Origin of the sequence: Sphingobium sp. SA916, assembly GCF_002894065.1 — a bacterium.
Taxonomy (GTDB): domain Bacteria; phylum Pseudomonadota; class Alphaproteobacteria; order Sphingomonadales; family Sphingomonadaceae; genus Sphingobium; species Sphingobium fuliginis.
Genome location: NZ_LXYF01000041.1, coordinates 112,913 through 129,898, shown reverse-complemented (window position 1 = coordinate 129,898; position 16,986 = coordinate 112,913). Strand labels below are relative to the sequence as shown.

At 65.6% G+C, this 16,986-nt stretch carries 16 protein-coding genes; 2 read left to right on the top strand and 14 right to left on the bottom strand.

The features are described from left to right. Window positions 1-45: 45 nt before the first annotated feature. Window positions 46-1,389 (top strand): UDP-glucose/GDP-mannose dehydrogenase family protein, encoded by a 1,344-nt coding sequence (locus A8G00_RS13135; protein WP_103000878.1) that lies wholly within the window; start codon window positions 46-48, stop codon window positions 1,387-1,389. A 212-nt stretch (window positions 1,390-1,601) separates the two neighbouring features. Here the strand turns inward: A8G00_RS13135 and A8G00_RS25645 are convergent, their stop codons facing one another. Next, window positions 1,602-1,850: a hypothetical protein gene (locus tag A8G00_RS25645; RefSeq protein WP_146032594.1), complete on the bottom strand. Its 249-nt coding sequence runs from the start codon at window positions 1,848-1,850 to the stop codon at window positions 1,602-1,604. A gap of 43 nt (window positions 1,851-1,893) precedes the next feature. On the opposite strand from A8G00_RS25645, the gene A8G00_RS13130 reads away from it, so the two are divergent. Next, window positions 1,894-3,039 (top strand): family 16 glycosylhydrolase, encoded by a 1,146-nt coding sequence (locus A8G00_RS13130; RefSeq protein ID WP_103000916.1) that lies wholly within the window; start codon window positions 1,894-1,896, stop codon window positions 3,037-3,039. Here A8G00_RS13130 and A8G00_RS13125 read toward each other — a convergent pair. Genes A8G00_RS13125 through A8G00_RS13065 form a run of 13 tightly spaced genes read right to left on the bottom strand, consistent with a single transcriptional unit; the run spans window position 3,024 to window position 16,986 of the window. Next, the gene (locus tag A8G00_RS13125) at window positions 3,024-3,959 is read right to left on the bottom strand and encodes a glycosyltransferase family 2 protein (protein ID WP_103000877.1); all 936 of its coding nucleotides are present in this window, start codon (window positions 3,957-3,959) and stop codon (window positions 3,024-3,026) included. The two genes, A8G00_RS13130 and A8G00_RS13125, sit on opposite strands and share 16 nt — an antisense overlap. Beyond that, window positions 3,959-5,044: an acyltransferase gene (locus tag A8G00_RS13120; protein WP_103000876.1), complete on the bottom strand. Its 1,086-nt coding sequence runs from the start codon at window positions 5,042-5,044 to the stop codon at window positions 3,959-3,961. The genes A8G00_RS13125 and A8G00_RS13120 overlap by 1 nt, the downstream gene beginning before the upstream one ends. Then, entirely contained in the window at window positions 5,041-6,168 is a 1,128-nt protein-coding gene (locus A8G00_RS13115; RefSeq protein ID WP_103000875.1) for an endo-1,4-beta-xylanase, read from the bottom strand. Before A8G00_RS13115 ends, A8G00_RS13120 begins: the two co-directional genes overlap by 4 nt. Continuing rightward, window positions 6,165-7,133 carry a glycosyltransferase family 2 protein gene (locus A8G00_RS13110; RefSeq protein ID WP_025548804.1) on the bottom strand — a complete coding sequence of 323 codons (969 nt, stop codon included), beginning with the start codon at window positions 7,131-7,133 and terminating at the stop codon, window positions 6,165-6,167. The genes A8G00_RS13115 and A8G00_RS13110 overlap by 4 nt, the downstream gene beginning before the upstream one ends. After that, entirely contained in the window at window positions 7,133-8,089 is a 957-nt protein-coding gene (locus tag A8G00_RS13105; protein WP_103000874.1) for a glycosyltransferase family 2 protein, read from the bottom strand. The genes A8G00_RS13110 and A8G00_RS13105 overlap by 1 nt, the downstream gene beginning before the upstream one ends. After that, window positions 8,086-9,015: a glycosyltransferase family 2 protein gene (locus A8G00_RS13100; RefSeq protein WP_103000873.1), complete on the bottom strand. Its 930-nt coding sequence runs from the start codon at window positions 9,013-9,015 to the stop codon at window positions 8,086-8,088. Before A8G00_RS13100 ends, A8G00_RS13105 begins: the two co-directional genes overlap by 4 nt. Continuing rightward, window positions 9,008-10,372 (bottom strand): O-antigen ligase, encoded by a 1,365-nt coding sequence (locus A8G00_RS13095; RefSeq protein WP_229742521.1) that lies wholly within the window; start codon window positions 10,370-10,372, stop codon window positions 9,008-9,010. Before A8G00_RS13095 ends, A8G00_RS13100 begins: the two co-directional genes overlap by 8 nt. Window positions 10,373-10,374: 2 nt before the next feature. Further along, window positions 10,375-11,664, bottom strand: coding sequence for a polysaccharide biosynthesis protein (locus A8G00_RS13090; RefSeq protein WP_044662419.1), 1,290 nt, complete (start codon window positions 11,662-11,664; stop codon window positions 10,375-10,377). Further along, the gene (locus tag A8G00_RS13085) at window positions 11,657-12,481 is read right to left on the bottom strand and encodes a WecB/TagA/CpsF family glycosyltransferase (RefSeq protein ID WP_025548798.1); all 825 of its coding nucleotides are present in this window, start codon (window positions 12,479-12,481) and stop codon (window positions 11,657-11,659) included. Before A8G00_RS13085 ends, A8G00_RS13090 begins: the two co-directional genes overlap by 8 nt. Then, window positions 12,478-13,395, bottom strand: a complete 918-nt coding sequence (locus A8G00_RS13080; RefSeq protein WP_025548797.1) for a capsular biosynthesis protein — start codon at window positions 13,393-13,395, stop codon at window positions 12,478-12,480. The genes A8G00_RS13085 and A8G00_RS13080 overlap by 4 nt, the downstream gene beginning before the upstream one ends. Beyond that, window positions 13,392-14,750: a GNVR domain-containing protein gene (locus tag A8G00_RS13075; RefSeq protein ID WP_025548795.1), complete on the bottom strand. Its 1,359-nt coding sequence runs from the start codon at window positions 14,748-14,750 to the stop codon at window positions 13,392-13,394. The genes A8G00_RS13080 and A8G00_RS13075 overlap by 4 nt, the downstream gene beginning before the upstream one ends. Next, on the bottom strand, window positions 14,747-16,174 hold the full coding sequence (locus tag A8G00_RS13070; RefSeq protein ID WP_025548793.1) for an ATP-binding protein: 1,428 nt from the start codon (window positions 16,172-16,174) through the stop codon (window positions 14,747-14,749). The genes A8G00_RS13075 and A8G00_RS13070 overlap by 4 nt, the downstream gene beginning before the upstream one ends. Next, on the bottom strand, window positions 16,171-16,986 hold the full coding sequence (locus A8G00_RS13065) for a polysaccharide biosynthesis/export family protein (RefSeq protein WP_103000872.1): 816 nt from the start codon (window positions 16,984-16,986) through the stop codon (window positions 16,171-16,173). Before A8G00_RS13065 ends, A8G00_RS13070 begins: the two co-directional genes overlap by 4 nt.

Sequence of the window (16,986 nt, the reverse complement as noted above, 5' to 3'; positions counted from 1 at the left end):
TCGGTTGGCTGTCGGTCGAAAGCCGTTTGAAGAAGGAGAATAGTGATGCGGATCGTTATGACCGGCTCGGGCTATGTCGGCCTGGTATCCGGCGCGTGTCTCGCGGATTTCGGCCATGATGTCATCTGCGTGGACAAGGACGCGCGCAAGATCGAGTTGTTGCAGGGCGGCGGCGTTCCGATCTACGAGCCGGGTCTTGCCGATCTGATCGCGCGCAATGTGAAGGCGGGTCGCCTGACATTCACCACCGATCTTGCCGGATCGGTTAGCCAGGCCGATGTGGTGTTCATCGCCGTCGGCACCCCCGCGCGGCGAGGCGATGGGCATGCGGACCTCAGCTATGTCTACGCCGCCGCGCAGGAGATCGCTTCCAACCTGAGCGGGTTCACCGTCATCGTCACCAAATCCACCGTTCCGGTCGGTACGGGGGACGAGGTCGACCGCATTGTCCGCGAAACCAATCCCGATGCGCAGTTCGCCGTCGCCTCCAACCCCGAATTCCTCCGCGAGGGTGCGGCGATCCAGGATTTCAAGCGCCCTGACCGCATCGTCGTCGGCATAGAGGATGAGCGCGCCCGCCCGGTGATGGAGGAGGTCTATCGCCCCCTCTACCTCAACCAGGCGCCGATCCAGTTCACCGGCCGCCGCACAAGCGAACTCATCAAATATGCCGCCAACGCCTTCCTGGCGATGAAGATCACCTATATCAACGAAATTGCCGAACTGTGCGAGAATGTCGGCGCGGACGTCCAGCAGGTGGCGCGCGGCATCGGTCTCGATAACCGGATCGGTTCGAAATTCCTTCATGCCGGACCGGGCTATGGCGGCTCCTGCTTCCCGAAGGATACGCTGGCGCTGGTCAAGACGGCCGAAGACGCCGGCGCGCCGATCCGCCTGATCGAAACGACCGTGGCGATCAACGAAAGCCGCAAGCGGGCCATGGCGCGGAAGGTGGTCGCGGTCTGCAACGGGTCGGTGCGCGGCAAGACCATCGCCGTGCTGGGCCTGACCTTCAAGCCCAATACCGACGATATGCGCGATGCACCGTCGATCGCCATCATCCAGGCCCTGCTGGACGGAGGCGCGCAGGTGCGGGCCTATGATCCGGAGGGGATGGATGCCGCCCGTACGATGATGGCGAATGTCGAATTCTGCGATAATCCCTATGTCGCGGCGCAGGGGGCTGCGGCGGTCGTCATCGTCACGGAATGGGATGCGCTGCGGGCGCTCGATCTGCCGCGCCTCAAGGGCATCATGAGCGGTGACGGTCTGGTCGACCTGCGCAACATCTATCGTCCGGCCGATGCCGAGGCGGCCGGCTTCGTCTATGTCAGCGTCGGCCGCGGCGCCACGCCCGAGATAGAAGAGTTGGTTCAGGCGGCGGAATAAGCCGCGACCGAAATCCCTTCCCCGCGGGAAGGGCTGTAGCAGGCGCGCTCCCGGCCTTGTGTCGGGAGCGCTTTTCATTTCCGGCGTGGAAATCCCGGGTCATATCGATTCTGAAAACATGGCCAGGTTCAGCCAGTTTTCGGCATGTCCACCAACAACTCGTCGCAAATTCCGAAAGGATACGACGAGTCGTCGTTGACCCGAAGTTTTTGTTAACCTTCTTGGGAGACCCTATTGGGGTTAACTGCGGGGGTCGCAACCATGCCTGTCAAAATGACTGGCTCCATTTTTGGAGCCGGAATGCTTTGTATTTTCGCAGCGGGAGCCGCTACGATCATGACTGGGGGGTCGACATCGAATATGATGTCGACCGCAACCGGCACCAGTTCGCAGCTTCTTTCCGCCACGAATTCCACAACGATAACGTCGTCGACGATCAGCGGTTCCACGACGATGAACATTGTCTCTGATTTTTCCGATTTCGACTTCGCCAATGGGACGAAGCTGCCGGCAAAGGCGACGCTGTCGCTGGGCAATGCGAGCTTTCGTCCGGGCAGCAGCGTGGCCTATGTGCCGGTGACGCTGGATCGGCCGACGCCCAATACGGTGATCGCGCGGATCATCACGGTCAACGGATCGGGCACCTATCGCGCACTGTCGGGCTATAATTACCAGACGGTCGACACGGTGGTGATCTTCCGCCCCGGCGATCCGCTGGTGCAGACCGTCGCGGTGCCGATCATCGGCGCCACGGAAGGCCAGCAGTTCCAGGTCAAGCTGCGGGAGGCGCCCTGGGGCGGCCTTCAGGGTCAATCGACCGCGACGATCATGGCCAGCAGCACGGCCATCGCAACCGCCAGGGCGACGGGTATGTTTCGCGAGCCGCGCAGCTTCGCGGCGACCGGCACGCTTCAGTTCGAACTGCTCAAGGACACGCATAGGCGGTCCCCCGATGGCGGTTGGGACCGGTGGGCGACTTCGCTTGCCCATGGCCGGACGCAGATCGCCAATGGGGAAACCGGCCTCTATCTCGATTCCAGCATTTTCCCCGGCATCGAAGGGCCGGTCTATTGGGGGGCGAACGGACTCGTCCTGCATACGCAAAAGCTGAAGACGCCGATCAGCTATGGCGGCCAGACATGGTATTATGGGTCGTCGGTGCTCGACGGGCGCAATTTCCTGGCGACGCAGATCGGCTATGGCCAATATGAATGGGAAGCCAAAATGCCCAGCCGCCGCGGATCATGGCCTGCCTTCTGGCTGGTGTCGACCAGCGGCTGGCCGCCCGAGATCGATATTTATGAAGGGTTCGGCTATCAAAGCTATTGGGATTTCGACCGCCATGTCGCCCATACCCTGCATATCGGGGCCAACGGCACCCGTTACGATCAGCGGGGCGTTACGGTCCAGACGCAGCAGGCCTATGGCCTCAGTGGCTATTCCCAGGGCTTCCATCGTTTCGCCGTGGACATCCAGCGCGATTACATCACCTGGTTCGTGGATGGGGTGGAAACCTATCAGTCGGTCAATCCCTTCCGGGGCTTCCGCTTCTACCCCATCATGGACGTCGCGGTGAAGACCGATGGCGCTTATGATGACGGGTCGGGCGACATGGTCGTCAAGAGCTTCAAAATCTACAGCGCGCCATAATGGCTCGCCCCGTAATAGCTGCGCGCGCCTCCTGCCAGGGCATAGAGGCGCGCCCAGCTCTTGACCCACTGTCCGGCGATGTCCACCCGACGCGCGCCGGGCAGCAACAGGGCCGCCAGTCCCGCGGTCCGCAGTCCCAATATCGCAATCGACCGGGCCAGCAGCTTCGCGGCGCCGATGCGGCCGGGCAGGGCCTTGCGCCGCGCCATGGTTTCGGTGCAGCCGATGCGCCACATGCGTTTCAGCACCCATGAAAGGCGCGCCCGCTCCGCCGGCACCCATTCGCTGACCCGTGCATCGGGCGACCAGCCGAAGCGGGCGCCTGCCTCATGCAGCCGGGCCAGGAAATCCAGATCCTCTCCGCCGCTGCGGTTGAAGCGCGGATCGAAGAAGGGCACGCCGATCATTGCAAAGGCGCGCCGGCCGACCAGCAGGTTGTTGCTGGCCCAGAGCATGCCGGTCGCCCCCCATGGGCGTTCCTCCGCGCGGAAGACCAGCGTTTCGCGCGCCCATCGCGGCGGCTGCCCCACGAAGCAACTGTCCACCGGCCCGGCAACGACATCCGCGCCCACCTGCGCCTGACAGATCAGCAGCGCGTCGAGCCAGCCGGGTTGCGGCCACTCATCATCGTCGATCATCGCCAGGAAACGCATCGCCGGGTCGTCCAGAGCGGCGGCGGCGATGGCATTGCGAACTGCGCAGAGCCCCGGCTGCGCCACCGTCAGCAGCGTTATGGGCAGGCCATATCCCACCGCCAGCAGGGACCGGACCACGGCTGCCCCCTCCTGCCGGACCGGATCATTGTCCGCCACCAGCACCATCACGTCATGGCGGTCGGTTACGCCGGGCAGGGCCTCCAACAGGTGGCGGAGCTGTTCGGGCCGGCGGAAGGTGGGAATGGCGATCCAGACCGCGGGCATCAGGCGGCCGCCTCGACCACGGGCTTGCGGCTCCGTCCGCCGCGCTGGAGCCATTTGATGAAGCGGTGCCCGCGCACCTCCACCAGCGCATAGCTCGCCCAGCAGAGCAGCCAGGTCGCCACCAGCATGGCGAGGACGATCAGTCCGTCGAAGCCGGTGATCCCATGCCTGTGCGCCACGCCCATGCCGCGGGCGAACACGTCGCGCACCAGCGGATGCCAGAGATAGATGGAATAGCTGATCAGGCCCAGATGGAAGCTGACCGGATTGGCCATCACCGCCCGCGCCGCGGTGCCGTTATAATAGCAGCTCAGCACCAGCGCCGGCATCAGGCAGACCACCAGCAGATCGGCCTTTCCAGGCAGCAGCAGGGCGAGCGCGATGAGCGCGCAGATCATGGCGAATGCGCCCGTCCGGTCGATGAGCCGCCGGCACCACGCCTTCTCTGCGCAGCGATAGCTGAGAACGCCCAGCGAGAAACCGGCGAGGCAGCGCAGCAGCGTCAGCACGCTGTCGCTGTCATTGACGTCCAGCGGACCGCTGGAACCCCGGCCCGACAGCGCCACCAGGCCCAATATTCCGACGCACAGCAACCCCTGCACCCACGCCCATCGCGAGAAGGCGATGATGGCGATCAGCGGGTAGATGAGATAGGCCGCGACCTCTGTGCTGACCGACCAGCTGTTGCCCGCGATCGGCTCCGTTCCCCAACCCCAGCTCTGCACCATCAGCAGGTTGGTGAGGATGTTCGGAGCATCGAGCGCGATCGCCTGGCTGCCGGAGATGTTCAGGACGATGCGCGCCATGAACACCAGGGTCACGATCAGGTGCAGCGGCCATACGCGCGCCATGCGGTTGATGAGGAAGTCGACATAGCTTGCCCGTCCCAGATGGTTCACCACCCGGTCGTGATAGCCGAAGGAGATGACGAAGCCGCTCAGGATGAAGAACAGGTCGACCGCCAGATAGGCGCGGGAAAAAAGCGGCAGGCGAAACGCCTCGAACGCCGGATTATGCGGGATGTGGTACAGCAGTACCGACACCGCCGCCACGCCGCGAAGGCCGGTCAGCGAGGAAATTCTCATGCGCCTGCGCTCCTCATGGCGGGCGCCGCGTCGAAGGCGGCGGCTATGGCGTCCCACAGCGGCTTGCGGCGCATCCCGCCGTCCAGCGGCAGGCCGCGCGACAACTGGCCGTCGGGCCACTTGTAATCCTTGAAATTGGACAGCCAGCTATAGCGGTCCGACAGCCCCCAGCAGAGCACTGACCGCATCGCCGGATTGTCCAGCGCGACGTCCAGAAAGGCCTTGGCGACGGAGGCGACCTCCTTGTCCCGTTTGTCCGGATTGGGTGGCCCACCCCGGTCCGCGACGTCGAATTCCGTGATGGAGAGGGCCAGCCCATAGCCGCTGAGCTGTTCCAGAAAGCGCGCGAACAGGGCCTGGTTGAAACCTTCCCTATAGGGCTTCAGATGCCCTTGTATGCCGACCGCGTCCACCGGCACGTTGCGCGCCATCAACCGGTCGAGCAGCTTCAGCAGAGCAGTGCGGCGGCGCTCGCAGCGGGGGGAGTCATGTTCTATCCCGAAATCGGTCAGGAACCGCATGGGCCGGGGATCGACTTCCCGCGCGTGGTGGAAGGCGATGTCGATATAATCCTCGCCCAGCGCATCCATCCACATGCTTTTGGCGCGCATGCCGTCGGCGCGGCCATCATTGGGCTCGATGGCTTCGTTGACGACGTCCCATTCGCGGATTTTGCCTGCGTAACGGCGCATGGCGGTGTCGATATAACTGGTCATCAGCGTTTCGCGTTCCGCACGGCCGGCGGCCTTCAACGCCGGTTCCAGCCAGGGCGGTTGCGCGGCGTACCAGACCAGCGTATGCCCCCTCGCGCGCATGCCATGCTGCTGTGCGAAGGCGATGATCTGGTCGGCGCCGCTGAAATCATATTTGCCGGGTTTCGGCTCGGTCGTGCCGCGCTTCAGTTCATATTCCTGGACGACCATGTCGCACTCCCGGGCGACGGCGGCGGTGAAATCGGGGTCTTCGCGCAACTGGCGCGACTTGATCGCCGCGCCGAAATAGCGGCCCGACTTGCGGGCATGGGCGGCAAGCCCTGCCGTGCCGCCGACCTGCGCGGCGCTCGGCTGGATGGGGGAGCAGGCGGAAAGCGCCGCCGCGCCCGCCAGAAATTCACGCCGCCTCACAGCCGCTGCCCCTTGCCGGCGAGCATGTGGGACAGGTCGATCCAGCGGTCGGAAATGCGGCGATAGACCGGGTCGGGCATCACGATCTGCAACAGCACGGTCGCCGCCAGGCGGGGACCGAAGGCGCCCCGGCAGACGGCGCCCAGATAGTAGCGCATCGCCTGCCGCCTGCTGGTCGGCCAGATGCTTTTCGCGGCGTGCCAGCCCATATAGGCGGAAAAGGCGCGCGGGCTGATATGGGGGCGCAGGTCCCGCAGCCAGGTCAGGCTGCCGATGCTGCCGCGCACCTGCGAAAGCCGGTCGTCGGCATCGCGGTCGGCCCATATGGTGCCGGGCCGTTCCGTCATCAGGAAGCGCGCCCCGGCCAGCGACAGGCGCAGGGCGAAGTCGGTATCGTCGCCGAATTTCACATCCTCGCGATAGCGCACCTTCTCCGCCAGCGTCCGGCTGAGGGCCATGCTGCTGGTCTGGATGAAGCCGCGATCGCACATCAGATAGCGGTCCATGGTTTCGCCATGGGCGATGGCGCGCGGCGGCTTGAGGAAATTGCGTCCTTCGCCACGGTCGGCCAGCACCTGGCCATAGGCGACGACATCCTCGCTCTCCTGCAACAGGGGCAGCAGGTCGGCAAGATGGTGCGGCAGGAACCGGTCGTCGCAGTCGAGAAAGGCGATATAGCGCCCGCGGGCATGGTCGATGCCCTTGTTCCTCGCGGCCGCCGCACCGCGATTTTCCTGCACGATGACCTTGAGACGCGGATCGTTGATCGCGCCCAGGGCAACTTCCGTCCCGTCCGTCGATCCGTCCACGACCACGATCACCTCGATGATCGCGACCGTCTGTTCAAGGGCGGACATGACGGCGGCCACCGCCGCGTCGCGCCGCTGATAGGTGGGGATCACCACGGAAAACAGCGGCGCGGCGGTGGCAGCCTTCAGGCTGGACGGAGGTTGCCAGGCGGTCATCACGAACCGGCTCCACTTGTGGCGGCCTCGGCCTTGCCGAAGCGCAGGACGAAGCCGTTGACCAGCGATCGGTAGAGCGGCTTGGGCAGATAGGATCGCAGCACCTGCCGGGCGATCACGCGGGGAGGAACGCCGCCCGCCACCATGCCCACCGCCAGATCCTTGATCGCCACCACCGGCCTGATCGGCGCCATATGATAGGCCAGCACGGTTGCGCGATAGCCCCGCCGCGCCCGGTTGGTGAGCATGTGGCCGCAACGGTCGAGCCAGTCGAGCGAGGTTTCATAGCCCTTCACATAGGATGTCCGGCCCGCCTCCGTCGCGTCGAGCCAGATGGTCAGCGGCTGGTCGATCATCCGGAACCGGGCCCCCGCGCCCTGGAGCCGGACGCAGAAGTCGAGATCCTGTCCCTTCTTCAAAGCCGGGTCGAACAGCACATGCTGCGCCATGCCGGTCGGCACGACCATGGTGCTGGTCTGCATGAACTGATTGGCGCAGAACAGATATTCCCCGACATCCTCGCCCTCGCGAATGCCGCGGTCGGGCCTGATCCAGTAGCGGTCGACGCCCCGGTCCACCTTCATGCGGGAATAGAGCACCGTTCGCCCGTCATCTCCCGCCAGCGCCTTCGCCATGATGGAAAGCTTGCCCGGAAGGAACAGGTCGTCGGAGTCCAGAAAGGCGATATAGCGCCCGTCGGCCGCCATGATGCCGGCATTGCGCGCCGCGCCCCCGCCGGCGTTATCCTGCCGGATATAGCGGACGCGGGGATCGCCTATCGCGTCGATCACGGGGCCCGGATTGTCCCGCGAACCGTCGTCGATCACGACGACCTCGAAATCCTGCCAGTCCTGCGCCAGCACGGACCGGATGGTGTCGCCGACGATTTCCGCTCGGTTGTAGAGCGGGATGACGACGGAGAAAAAGGGTTGCTTGCCCAGCGCGGCATCGCTCATGCGCCATGCACCTTTCGATATTCTTCATAGTGGAATCCGGCGAGCCCGGCGATCTTGCCGGCCGCGCGATAAAGCTTGCCGAGCCGTTCGACCCGCTTGCCCCGGTCGAACGTCGCGACAGCGCCCAGCGATCCGACAAGGAATCCCGCGACGATGCGCGGCGCTTCGCCCAACAGGGCGCGCAGCCGGCCCCTGTGGAAACGCTCCACCATCATGTCGGTCATGCCGACGCGATAGCCGCGCATCAGCAGCCATCGGGCGGTGACGCGGCTGGCGGGGATGAGTTCGGTCACGACCGCCTCCTCCGACCAGGCGAAGCGGAAGCCGGCGCGCTGCATGCGGGTGAACAGTTGCTTGTCCGACCCGCCGGTCAGCGCCATGCGCTCGTCAAAGGGGCGCTCCCCCATGGCGCGCAGGGCCGTGGCGGCGATCAGCACATTGGCGGTGCTGTCCACCAGCGCGACCGGGCCGGACTGCCCGCGTTGCTTGGGGGCGAGCAGGGGATGGCGCGCCGCCCAGGGAGCGATGGCGCTGTCCATCTCCCGCAGCACGGCGCCGCCGACCACGTCCGCCTCCCAGCGCTGCGCCGTATCGGCCATGGCGTCGATCCACCCGGGGGAGGCGGCCTCGTCATCGTCCAGCATGGCGATATGCGTCACGCCGGGCCGGGCCAGCGCGGCGGCCGCGAGCGCGTTGCGCACCAGCGGAATGCCGCGTTCCGCAACCAGCAGGGCTTCGACCGGCCAGCGATAGCCTTGGGAAGCGAGCTGCTCGACCACGGCGAGCCCTTCCTGACGGGCCGCGTCATTGTCGGCCACCAGCACTTCCAGATGGTGCTGAGTTTGCTGCGCAGCGAGGGATTCCAGGGTCCGGCGCAATCCCTGTGGCCGGTTGCAGGTGGCGATGCAGACGATGATATTAGCCATGGACGCTCTCCTGCTGGAGATGGTGGCGCCGGGTCCATTGCGGGCGCGGCTTGGCCTTGAAAGTGGCGTGGGCGGCCGCGATGGCCGCGAGGAAGATCACCCAGACCTGGCGATCCTTGTCGAAAAAGCTGGTTTCCAGCAGGTTCTGGTACATGACGAACACCCAGATGGCGAAGGCGGGCACCATCAGCGCCTGGTTCTCCCTGGTCGAGCCGGTCAGGAACCAATAGGCGGGCAAGGCAAGGAAGCTGACCAGCAGCATGATGAGGCCCAGCGGCCCGGTCGTCACCCAGATTTCCAGATAGCCGTCATGCGAATGGGCGGTCAGCATCTGGAATTGCTGGTTCAGATAGTCATGCGCAGGGCTGTTCACGCCCACCTGCCAGAAGCCGCCGAAGCCCGCGCCCAGATAGGGATGATCGGCCAGATAATCGAACACCACCCGCCAGATCGATACCCGCCCGGTGAAGCTGGTCGGATCGGCGAACAGCCGCTCGATGGTCGGTTGATAGGCGATGTAGAGCGCCAGGAAGCCCACCATGCCGAAACCCAGCATCAGCAGCAATATCGCGCGCTTCTGCGTGTTGTCGCTCAGCGCCCGATAGATGTTGCTGATCGCCAGCATGCCGACGCACAGCGCGAGCGAAGTCTTGCTCTTGGTCCCGATCACGAAGACGAACGCCATGACCGCGAACAGCGCATAATACCATTTGCGCCGGTCGATCCATGCATTGCCGCAGACGATGAAGGTCAGCGCCATGACGGCACCGGCGATATTCTTGTGGAAGAAGAAACCGCGCCATGCGCCGATCAGCGCCTTGTCGCTTTCGGTCGGCGGATGGACGGCGGCGGGTGTCAGCGGCAGCGACACCCAGCAGATGATCAGCGAGACGATCAGCGCCGCGCGCAGCGCGTCGAACAGCCGCTGCGGCCCTATCAGGGACAGCGCGCAGAAGGTGATGTAGATCACGATGAGCTGCTGCATCGCCCGCTTGAAGGACACGAACGGGTCCACGCCCCAGGTGCAGGAAATGAAGAACCAGACCAGCATGATCGCCAGCGGCCAGAAGGTGAATCTATATTGCAGCGGATGCTTGCGGATGATCTGCACGCCGGTCAGCAGCAGGGCGAAGCCGATGAACAGCATCTGCTTGAACAGGTCCGACCCGTCATTTTCCTGCGCCATCGCCACCAGCTCGTCCTGCGTGCGGGAGGCGAAGGGTTGCTGGCCGATGAAGACCATCATCAGGAAGACGAAATAGAAGATCTGGGTGATCCAGATCATGCGCATGCTCTGGCCGCCGCCCGTCTGTGCGGGGATGGCGGCGACACCGCCGCGATGCCAGCTTGTCGCCATGGTCAGGCGGCTCCCCGCTGATCGCGCCGCCATTTGCGGTCGAGTTGCCAGATGCCGAGCATCATGACGAGCTGCGACAGCACGACCCCGCCGATGGAGAAGACGGGCGCGGTGCCCAGCACCAGCAGCGTCACGGCGACCAGCCCGACGCCGCAGCTGCGCATGCTCTGCGCGGCGAGTGGGCGGAAGGCCTTGCGCGCCTGGGTCATCACGCTCATCGGCGTCTGCACGCACTGGACGAGGGAGAGGAGGGCGCACAGGCCCACCGCGACCATCACCAGCCGGTGGTCCAGCGTGGGCTTCAGGATCAGGCCTGGAAAGGCATAGAGGGCAATCGCCGCCACGGCGCAGGTCGCCAGCCACAGCATGACCAGCGCGGCCATGAAGACCCGTTCCGACCTGATCGCCGCGTCATGATCGCCGCGCGCCACGGCCCGGGTCATGCGGGGCCGCTCCAACTGTGTGAGGGCGGTGATGCAGACATTGACCGGGCGGAAGAACAGCATCCCCACGGCGATCGGCGCGAAGGCGGTCGGCCCGGCGAGCAGCGTCACGATATAGCTGTGCGAATTGGAGGTCGCCTCCGTCGACAGCACGCCGACCAGCGTCCAGGCCGACTGCTCCTTCCACACCGGGCGATAGGCGCCCATCGCGCGGGCGGGCGCCATGGCGAAGTGCCGCCGCAGATAGGCGAGACCGAAGGGGAGCAGTCCGACCAGGCTGGCCGCCACCAGCATGCCGCCGATGGCGGGCATGTCCGCGCCGGTCCGCATCGCGATCAGCAGTCCGGCGAGGATCGTCCCTGCATAGGCGAGGTCCGATCGTGCAGCCCTTGCCGGAGCATGATGCGCATAGGCATTGGAGCGCCCGAACCAGCGGATCAGCGACAGCATGCCCGCCATCCCGAACAGCAGGGCGGCGGCGGGAGAGGCGGTTGCCCAGGCGATGGCGGCGCAGATCAGTCCCTGGCTGGCCGCCAGCATCAGGTTGACCGGGAAGAAGAAGTCGAAGCTCCGGGCATCGGCATCGTCTCCCTGGTTCACCGCGATGGTGTAGGGCGTCGACACCAGCGCATTGGACAGGCCATAGCCGAACTGGATGATCACCAGCAGGAATGCCAGCGTGCCGATGGCCGCCGTTTCCAGATGGTGGATGGAAAAGAGCTGGACCAGCAGATGGCTGACCGAGACGATCGCCGACGACAGGCTCGCCAGCCCGAAGCGGCCGAACAGGCTGCCAAGGCGCCGGACGCGGCCCGTCGGAAGATTTTCAGCCACCTGGGCTTCAGCCATGGCGATGTTTCCAGATCAGCCAGAGGGCGTGCGGATTGGTGGTGATGTAGCGCCAGGCCAGTTCTTTGGGCCGCGTCGCCATGCGGTGCAGCCATTCGAAACCGGACTTCTGCATCCAGAGCGGCGCGCGCGGATAGTCGCCGGTGATATAGTTGAACAGGCCGCCGCAGGTGACGATCCAGCCGGCCTTGATCCGGTCGCGATTGCGCACGCAAAAGGCCTGCTCGCGCGGCTTGCCGGTGCCGACCCAGAGGACGTCGGGCGCGGCGGCATTGATCGCGTCGATCACCGCATCCTCTTCCTCCGGCTTCCAGAAGCCGTTGCGCCGTCCGGCGAGCTGAAGACCCGGCGCCAGCGCAAGGATCTCCTTCGCGCAGGCGGCGTTCACCTTCTCCTCGCCGCCGAGCAGATAATAGCTGACCTGAGCCTCCGCCGCCGGTTTCAGGCTGTCGATGAACATGTCCGTCGTGCTGGAGCGGTCCGCGATCTGCGGTCCGCCGAACCAGCGGGAGGCCGCGACGATGATCTGTCCGTCGGCATGGATCAGGTCCGCCTGCGCCAGATTGGCGCGGAAGTCCGGATCGGTGGCGTTCATCGACAGGCCCTGGCCGTTGGCGTCGAACACCAGCGACGGCTGCTGTTCCAGGCTACGGCGCAGGGGCGCTTCCACCAGCATCTTCGCGATCAGCGCATCCAGCGACAGGGTGGATACGGGCAGGCCGCCGACATGCGCGACGGGGGCTTCATTCCCTATGCCCGGACCGATTCCGGGAGAAGGAAGGGGCTGGGGACGCGCCAGCGCTTGTTCGGCGCTCATGCAATCACCGTCCCGGCGATCGGTACGCCATGCCGGTCCAGATCGTCGATGACCCGGCGCATGTCGGCAATGGCGGTATCGCCGCGCCGCGCGACGATCACGACGGCGTCGAAGCCCGCCAATATGCTGCCATAGGGCGTCTGGTCGCCCTTCCGCTCCGCAAGGTAGAACAGCATCGACGTGTCGCGCAGGCCCCAGCCATTGGCCGTTTCCGCCAGCGGGCCGCGCGTCACGAGGCTCGCCGCGCTGCCGGATGCGCGACCGGCGGTCATCAGCCACAGGCCCTCCACCGCCGTCCTGGCCGCGGGCAGCAGCGCGGCGCTGCCCATTAATTGTTCGGCCAGTCCTGCCTTGTTCGCGATGCGGAACAGCCGGTCGAGCGAAGGCCGGCCCATGTCGACGTCGATCAACATCGTCTGCCCGTCCATCTGGGCCAGCACGACGGCAAGGTTCGCCGCCATGATCGCAGCCTCGTCGCCTGCCTCTATGGCCAGCACCGCCAGCCGCAGGGCAGCGGGATCGCCCTCCTTGGCCGCGGCGCGCATCTTGGCGCGGATCGTCCGCACCTTGGCGGCATAGGCATTGGCGGGGTCGAAGGCCGCGACCACCAGCGGATCGACCCGCTGGTCGCCCTCCGGCAACAGGGCGAAGCCGCCCTGCAAGGCCGCGAGCATGCCCGCATCCTCCGGGTTCAGCAGCCCCAGGTCAACCGCCGCGTCATGCAGCGCCAGCCCTTGGGATCGGGCATGCGCCTCGACCTTGTGCACATCGGCTTCGGCCAGGAAACCGTGCTCCACCGCCAGTCGGGCGAAATTATGGCTGTCGCGGGCGCGGGGACGCAGCGCGGCGCCGCCGCCCGCCATGCCGCCCGAGGCCAGTTGATGCGGCGCGCCCGCCGTGGAACGCAGTCTCATGCGGCCTCCTGTTGCTTGAAGAACTTGGCCTGGCGCGCAGGGACCGGCACCAGTTCGGTGATGACATCGACCTCGGTGGCGCGGGCGACGCCGGCCGCGGAACGAACGCGGGGATGGACGATCTCCATCAGGATGACGGCAGCTACGCCGCCGACCAGGCCAAGCGCGATCCCGCCGATCAGCCACAGCATGATATTGGGCTTGGCAGGCAGCAGGGGCACGGTGGCCTCATCCAGCGGACTGGCATTGGGTTGGGAGATCTGGCTCTTCAGCACCGCCTCGTTGAAGCGCTGCCGCACCGTGTCATAGGTCTGCCGCGCGGCATCCACGTCGCGCTGGAGGACCATGAGCTGGTCCTGAACGTCCGACATGCGGATCATGCGATCCTCCTGCCCCGCCATGTTGGACTTGAGGTCGCCCTCCCGCCGGCTGGCCGCCACGCTGTTGGCGCTGACCGCGCCGGCCTGGCTGGCGCGCGCCGCCGCCAGCTTGGACTGGAGTTCGGACAGTTGGGCGGCGGCCGCCGCCATGGTCGGGTGATTGGGCCCCAGGGTCTTTTGCAGTTCCGATACCCTGGCGGACTGCGCCGCCACCTGTTCCTGCAAATTCTGGACGATCAGCGATCCTTCGATGTCGGAAACGCTGCCCGCACCGGCCTTGGACCGTGCGGCTGCCGCTTCCGCCTGCGCCTGGGTAAGCTGATAGGACAGGTTCTTCAGCTTCTCCGCCTCAAGGTCCATGCGGTTGATGCCGATGATGTCGTGCGCCCGCTGGAAGTCCGACAGCTTCTTTTGCGCGATCTCATAGCGACGGCGCACTTCCTCCGTCTGCTCGTCGAACCATTTGGCCGATCCGCGCGCCGGGGAGGCGCGCAGTTCCACCTGTTCGCGCATGTAGATCCGGGCGATCAGGTTGGCGACCTTTGCGGCCACCTGCGGATCGGCGTCCAGATACTGGATCTGGAGCACGTTGCTCTGCCGGCCGGTGGTGATGGTCATGTTCTTCGCGACCGTGGCGGCTGCCGCCTGCACCCGTGCATCGGCGGGCATGTCCGTCGGCATCGCATCGACGAAGCCCGCTTCCCTTGCCACGGCGTTCATCACCTTGCCGCTGCGGATGATGTCCGTCTGCGTGCCCAGGATGGAATCCGTGTCGGGCTTGGGCCCCTGCGCCGTGTTGGTGTCGGTCGGATCGGTCTGCGAAAGGTCGAGCAGCAGCGACGCCGTGCCCATATATTGCCGCGGTTGCAGAAAAGCGGTGATCGCGACGAGCAGGAACAATATGCCCCCGATCATCGCCGCCGTGCGCCAGCGCGCCTGAAGCGCGGCCAGCAAATCCATCGGGTTCATGGTCATAGCCCGTCCACTCCCTTGAGCAGCGCGCGCATCTCCTCCGCGGGCGATTGCACAGGCGGTGCGCTCTGCACCGGCTGCTTCGCCATCAGCAGCAGAAATTGCGGCGCCAGCGTATCCTCGAACATCCAGAGCTCGCCATTGGGCGTCGCCACCAGCGCGGGTTGCAGCCGCATCATCGCGTCGCGCGCCTGGCCTTCGTTCACCGACCCGCCACCCAGCACCTCATGGCCGAGCTTCACGAGCCGCTCATAGCTGATGGCGGACATTTGGGAGGCGACGACGGCTGCAAGAGCGATCATCCGCCGCGTGGACCCGGCTTCCCACAGGATGCGGCGGAACAGCGCATGGGTCTGGCCGCTCATTTCCTCCCAATCCTCCAGCGCGGAGAGCAGCCCCTGCTCGACATCGGACAGCAGCATCCGGTCGCGCGCGGCCGATTCCGTCACCAGCGCGGCCGACATGCCGAACAGCCGCGCATGATAGGGCGATCCCATGGCCGCGCTCGACAATGCGTCGAGCGCATCCTCGTCGATGGAAAGCCGGGCGTTGGAGGCGCAGGACAGCAGCAGCCGCTCCAGCTCCGGCTTGGGGATCGGCGCGACCCGCTGCGGCACCAGATGGCGGCGCAGCGAGGGGTGGGCGGCAATCAGCCCGTCAATGTCGCTGGCGATGCCGACCAGCACGACCTGTACCGGCGAGTGGATGTCGGTCAGCAGCTTCAGCAGCGTCGCGACGTCCTGCTTGGCCGTTTCCGACTGCACCCGGTCATATTCGTCGATGATGAGGATGGAACGCTCCCGCACTTCCTCCACCAACAGGGCGGAGAGGCGGGACACGTCCAGCGGCTCGCTCATCATCTTGCGCGCCCGTTCCTGTCCCGCGCTGCTCATCGGCAATTCGGTCAGGAAGGGACGGAAGAGGGAGTCGAAATCCGCTTCGCCATTGGCGGATGCATAAAGCGCGACGCATCCCGCCTCGTCCGCCAGATCCCCGAACACGCGGGCGAGCGAGGTCTTGCCCGATCCGCGCGTGCCGAAGATCACGGCATGCTTGCGTTGCACGACGATCGCCTCGACCAGCTTTTCCAGTTCGCTGTTGCGCCCTGCCAGTCCATGGCGGTCGGTCACCGGCATGGCGGTGTTGAACGCCGCATAGATGCTGTCGCGGCGCAGGCTGATGGGTTTGATCGGCGCGGCCATGGCGCTCATGGAGAGCGGCCGGTGCGCCGCTTCCTCCGGCTGCGCTTCCGGCGCGTCATGCCGGAAGCCGGGCAGGGCGGGCACGTCCAGATGCAACGGCACGTCGTCGGGTATGACGCGCTCGTTGCGCTTTTCGCCGCTGCGCGTAAGGGACAGAAACCTGTCGAAAATACCGGATTTCTGGCTGGAGCGTGAGTGCGCGAAGCCTTGATCGAGTGTCGTCAAAACAGCTTCTCCCGGATGATGAGGACGTCTTCAGGCTTGACCGGATCGTCCAGCTTGGCCTGTATTTCCTTCCCCTCCCGCCGGACTTTTATCCTTTTGGTCGAACCCGCCAGCGTCGGTCCGCCCGCCAACGCCAATGCCTGCCGGAAGCTTTGCCCCGGCACATAGGAGAAGGCGCCGGGCTGCTGGACCTGGCCGTAGACATAGACTTTTTCTGCCGGCGGCACGAACAGCGTGTCGCCCGCCTTCAGCGGCCGCATCGCGCCCGCGCCCATATCGGCCAGCGAAATGCGTACTGGCCCGCTGCCGTCCGCAGGCGTCAGGATGACGGCATTGGCGCCGTCCTTGGTCGAACCGCCGGCCTTGGCGAGCATCGACGCCACCGTATAATCCCGGTCGAGCGGATAATTGCCCGCTTCCGGCACATTGCCGAGCACGGTGACGAACCGGCTGACATAATTGCTGACCTCCACGCTGACGGACGGCTTGGTCAGATAGCCGCCGCTGGCATAGCCGGCCGCAATGTCCTGCGCCAGTTGCGAGGTCGTCTTCCCCTTGGCGGAAACCGGCCCGACCAGCGCGAGCAGGACGGTGCCGTCCTCCTTGATGCGCGTGGTCGTCGACAGGTCGGGCTGTCCGAAGACGGAGATTTTCAGCTCGTCATTCGGACCGAGCTGATAGCCTGCGCCTGCCGCCTGCGCGGCAGTTGCAGTCGCCGCCGCGTTTCCGGCGGCGGTCTGGGCAGTCGCGGCCATCGGACCTGCAATGATGAGCAGGGTCGAGATGGATTTCAGGAGAGTATCGGCTTTCAC

What these genes read in the sequence shown, in the direction of transcription:
- A8G00_RS13100 (WP_103000873.1), bottom strand. Translation starts at nt 9,015, where the DNA reads ATGGCTAATATCATCGTCTGCATCGCCACCTGCAACCGGCCACAGGGA.
- A8G00_RS13135 (WP_103000878.1), top strand. Translation starts at nt 46, where the DNA reads ATGCGGATCGTTATGACCGGCTCGGGCTATGTCGGCCTGGTATCCGGC.
- A8G00_RS13120 (WP_103000876.1), bottom strand. Translation starts at nt 5,044, where the DNA reads ATGAGAATTTCCTCGCTGACCGGCCTTCGCGGCGTGGCGGCGGTGTCG.
- A8G00_RS13090 (WP_044662419.1), bottom strand. Translation starts at nt 11,664, where the DNA reads ATGGCTGAAGCCCAGGTGGCTGAAAATCTTCCGACGGGCCGCGTCCGG.
- A8G00_RS13110 (WP_025548804.1), bottom strand. Translation starts at nt 7,133, where the DNA reads ATGACCGCCTGGCAACCTCCGTCCAGCCTGAAGGCTGCCACCGCCGCG.
- A8G00_RS13095 (WP_229742521.1), bottom strand. Translation starts at nt 10,372, where the DNA reads ATGGCGACAAGCTGGCATCGCGGCGGTGTCGCCGCCATCCCCGCACAG.
- A8G00_RS13125 (WP_103000877.1), bottom strand. Translation starts at nt 3,959, where the DNA reads ATGCCCGCGGTCTGGATCGCCATTCCCACCTTCCGCCGGCCCGAACAG.
- A8G00_RS25645 (WP_146032594.1), bottom strand. Translation starts at nt 1,850, where the DNA reads ATGTTCATCGTCGTGGAACCGCTGATCGTCGACGACGTTATCGTTGTG.
- A8G00_RS13080 (WP_025548797.1), bottom strand. Translation starts at nt 13,395, where the DNA reads ATGAGACTGCGTTCCACGGCGGGCGCGCCGCATCAACTGGCCTCGGGC.
- A8G00_RS13105 (WP_103000874.1), bottom strand. Translation starts at nt 8,089, where the DNA reads ATGAGCGATGCCGCGCTGGGCAAGCAACCCTTTTTCTCCGTCGTCATC.
- A8G00_RS13075 (WP_025548795.1), bottom strand. Translation starts at nt 14,750, where the DNA reads ATGACCATGAACCCGATGGATTTGCTGGCCGCGCTTCAGGCGCGCTGG.
- A8G00_RS13085 (WP_025548798.1), bottom strand. Translation starts at nt 12,481, where the DNA reads ATGAGCGCCGAACAAGCGCTGGCGCGTCCCCAGCCCCTTCCTTCTCCC.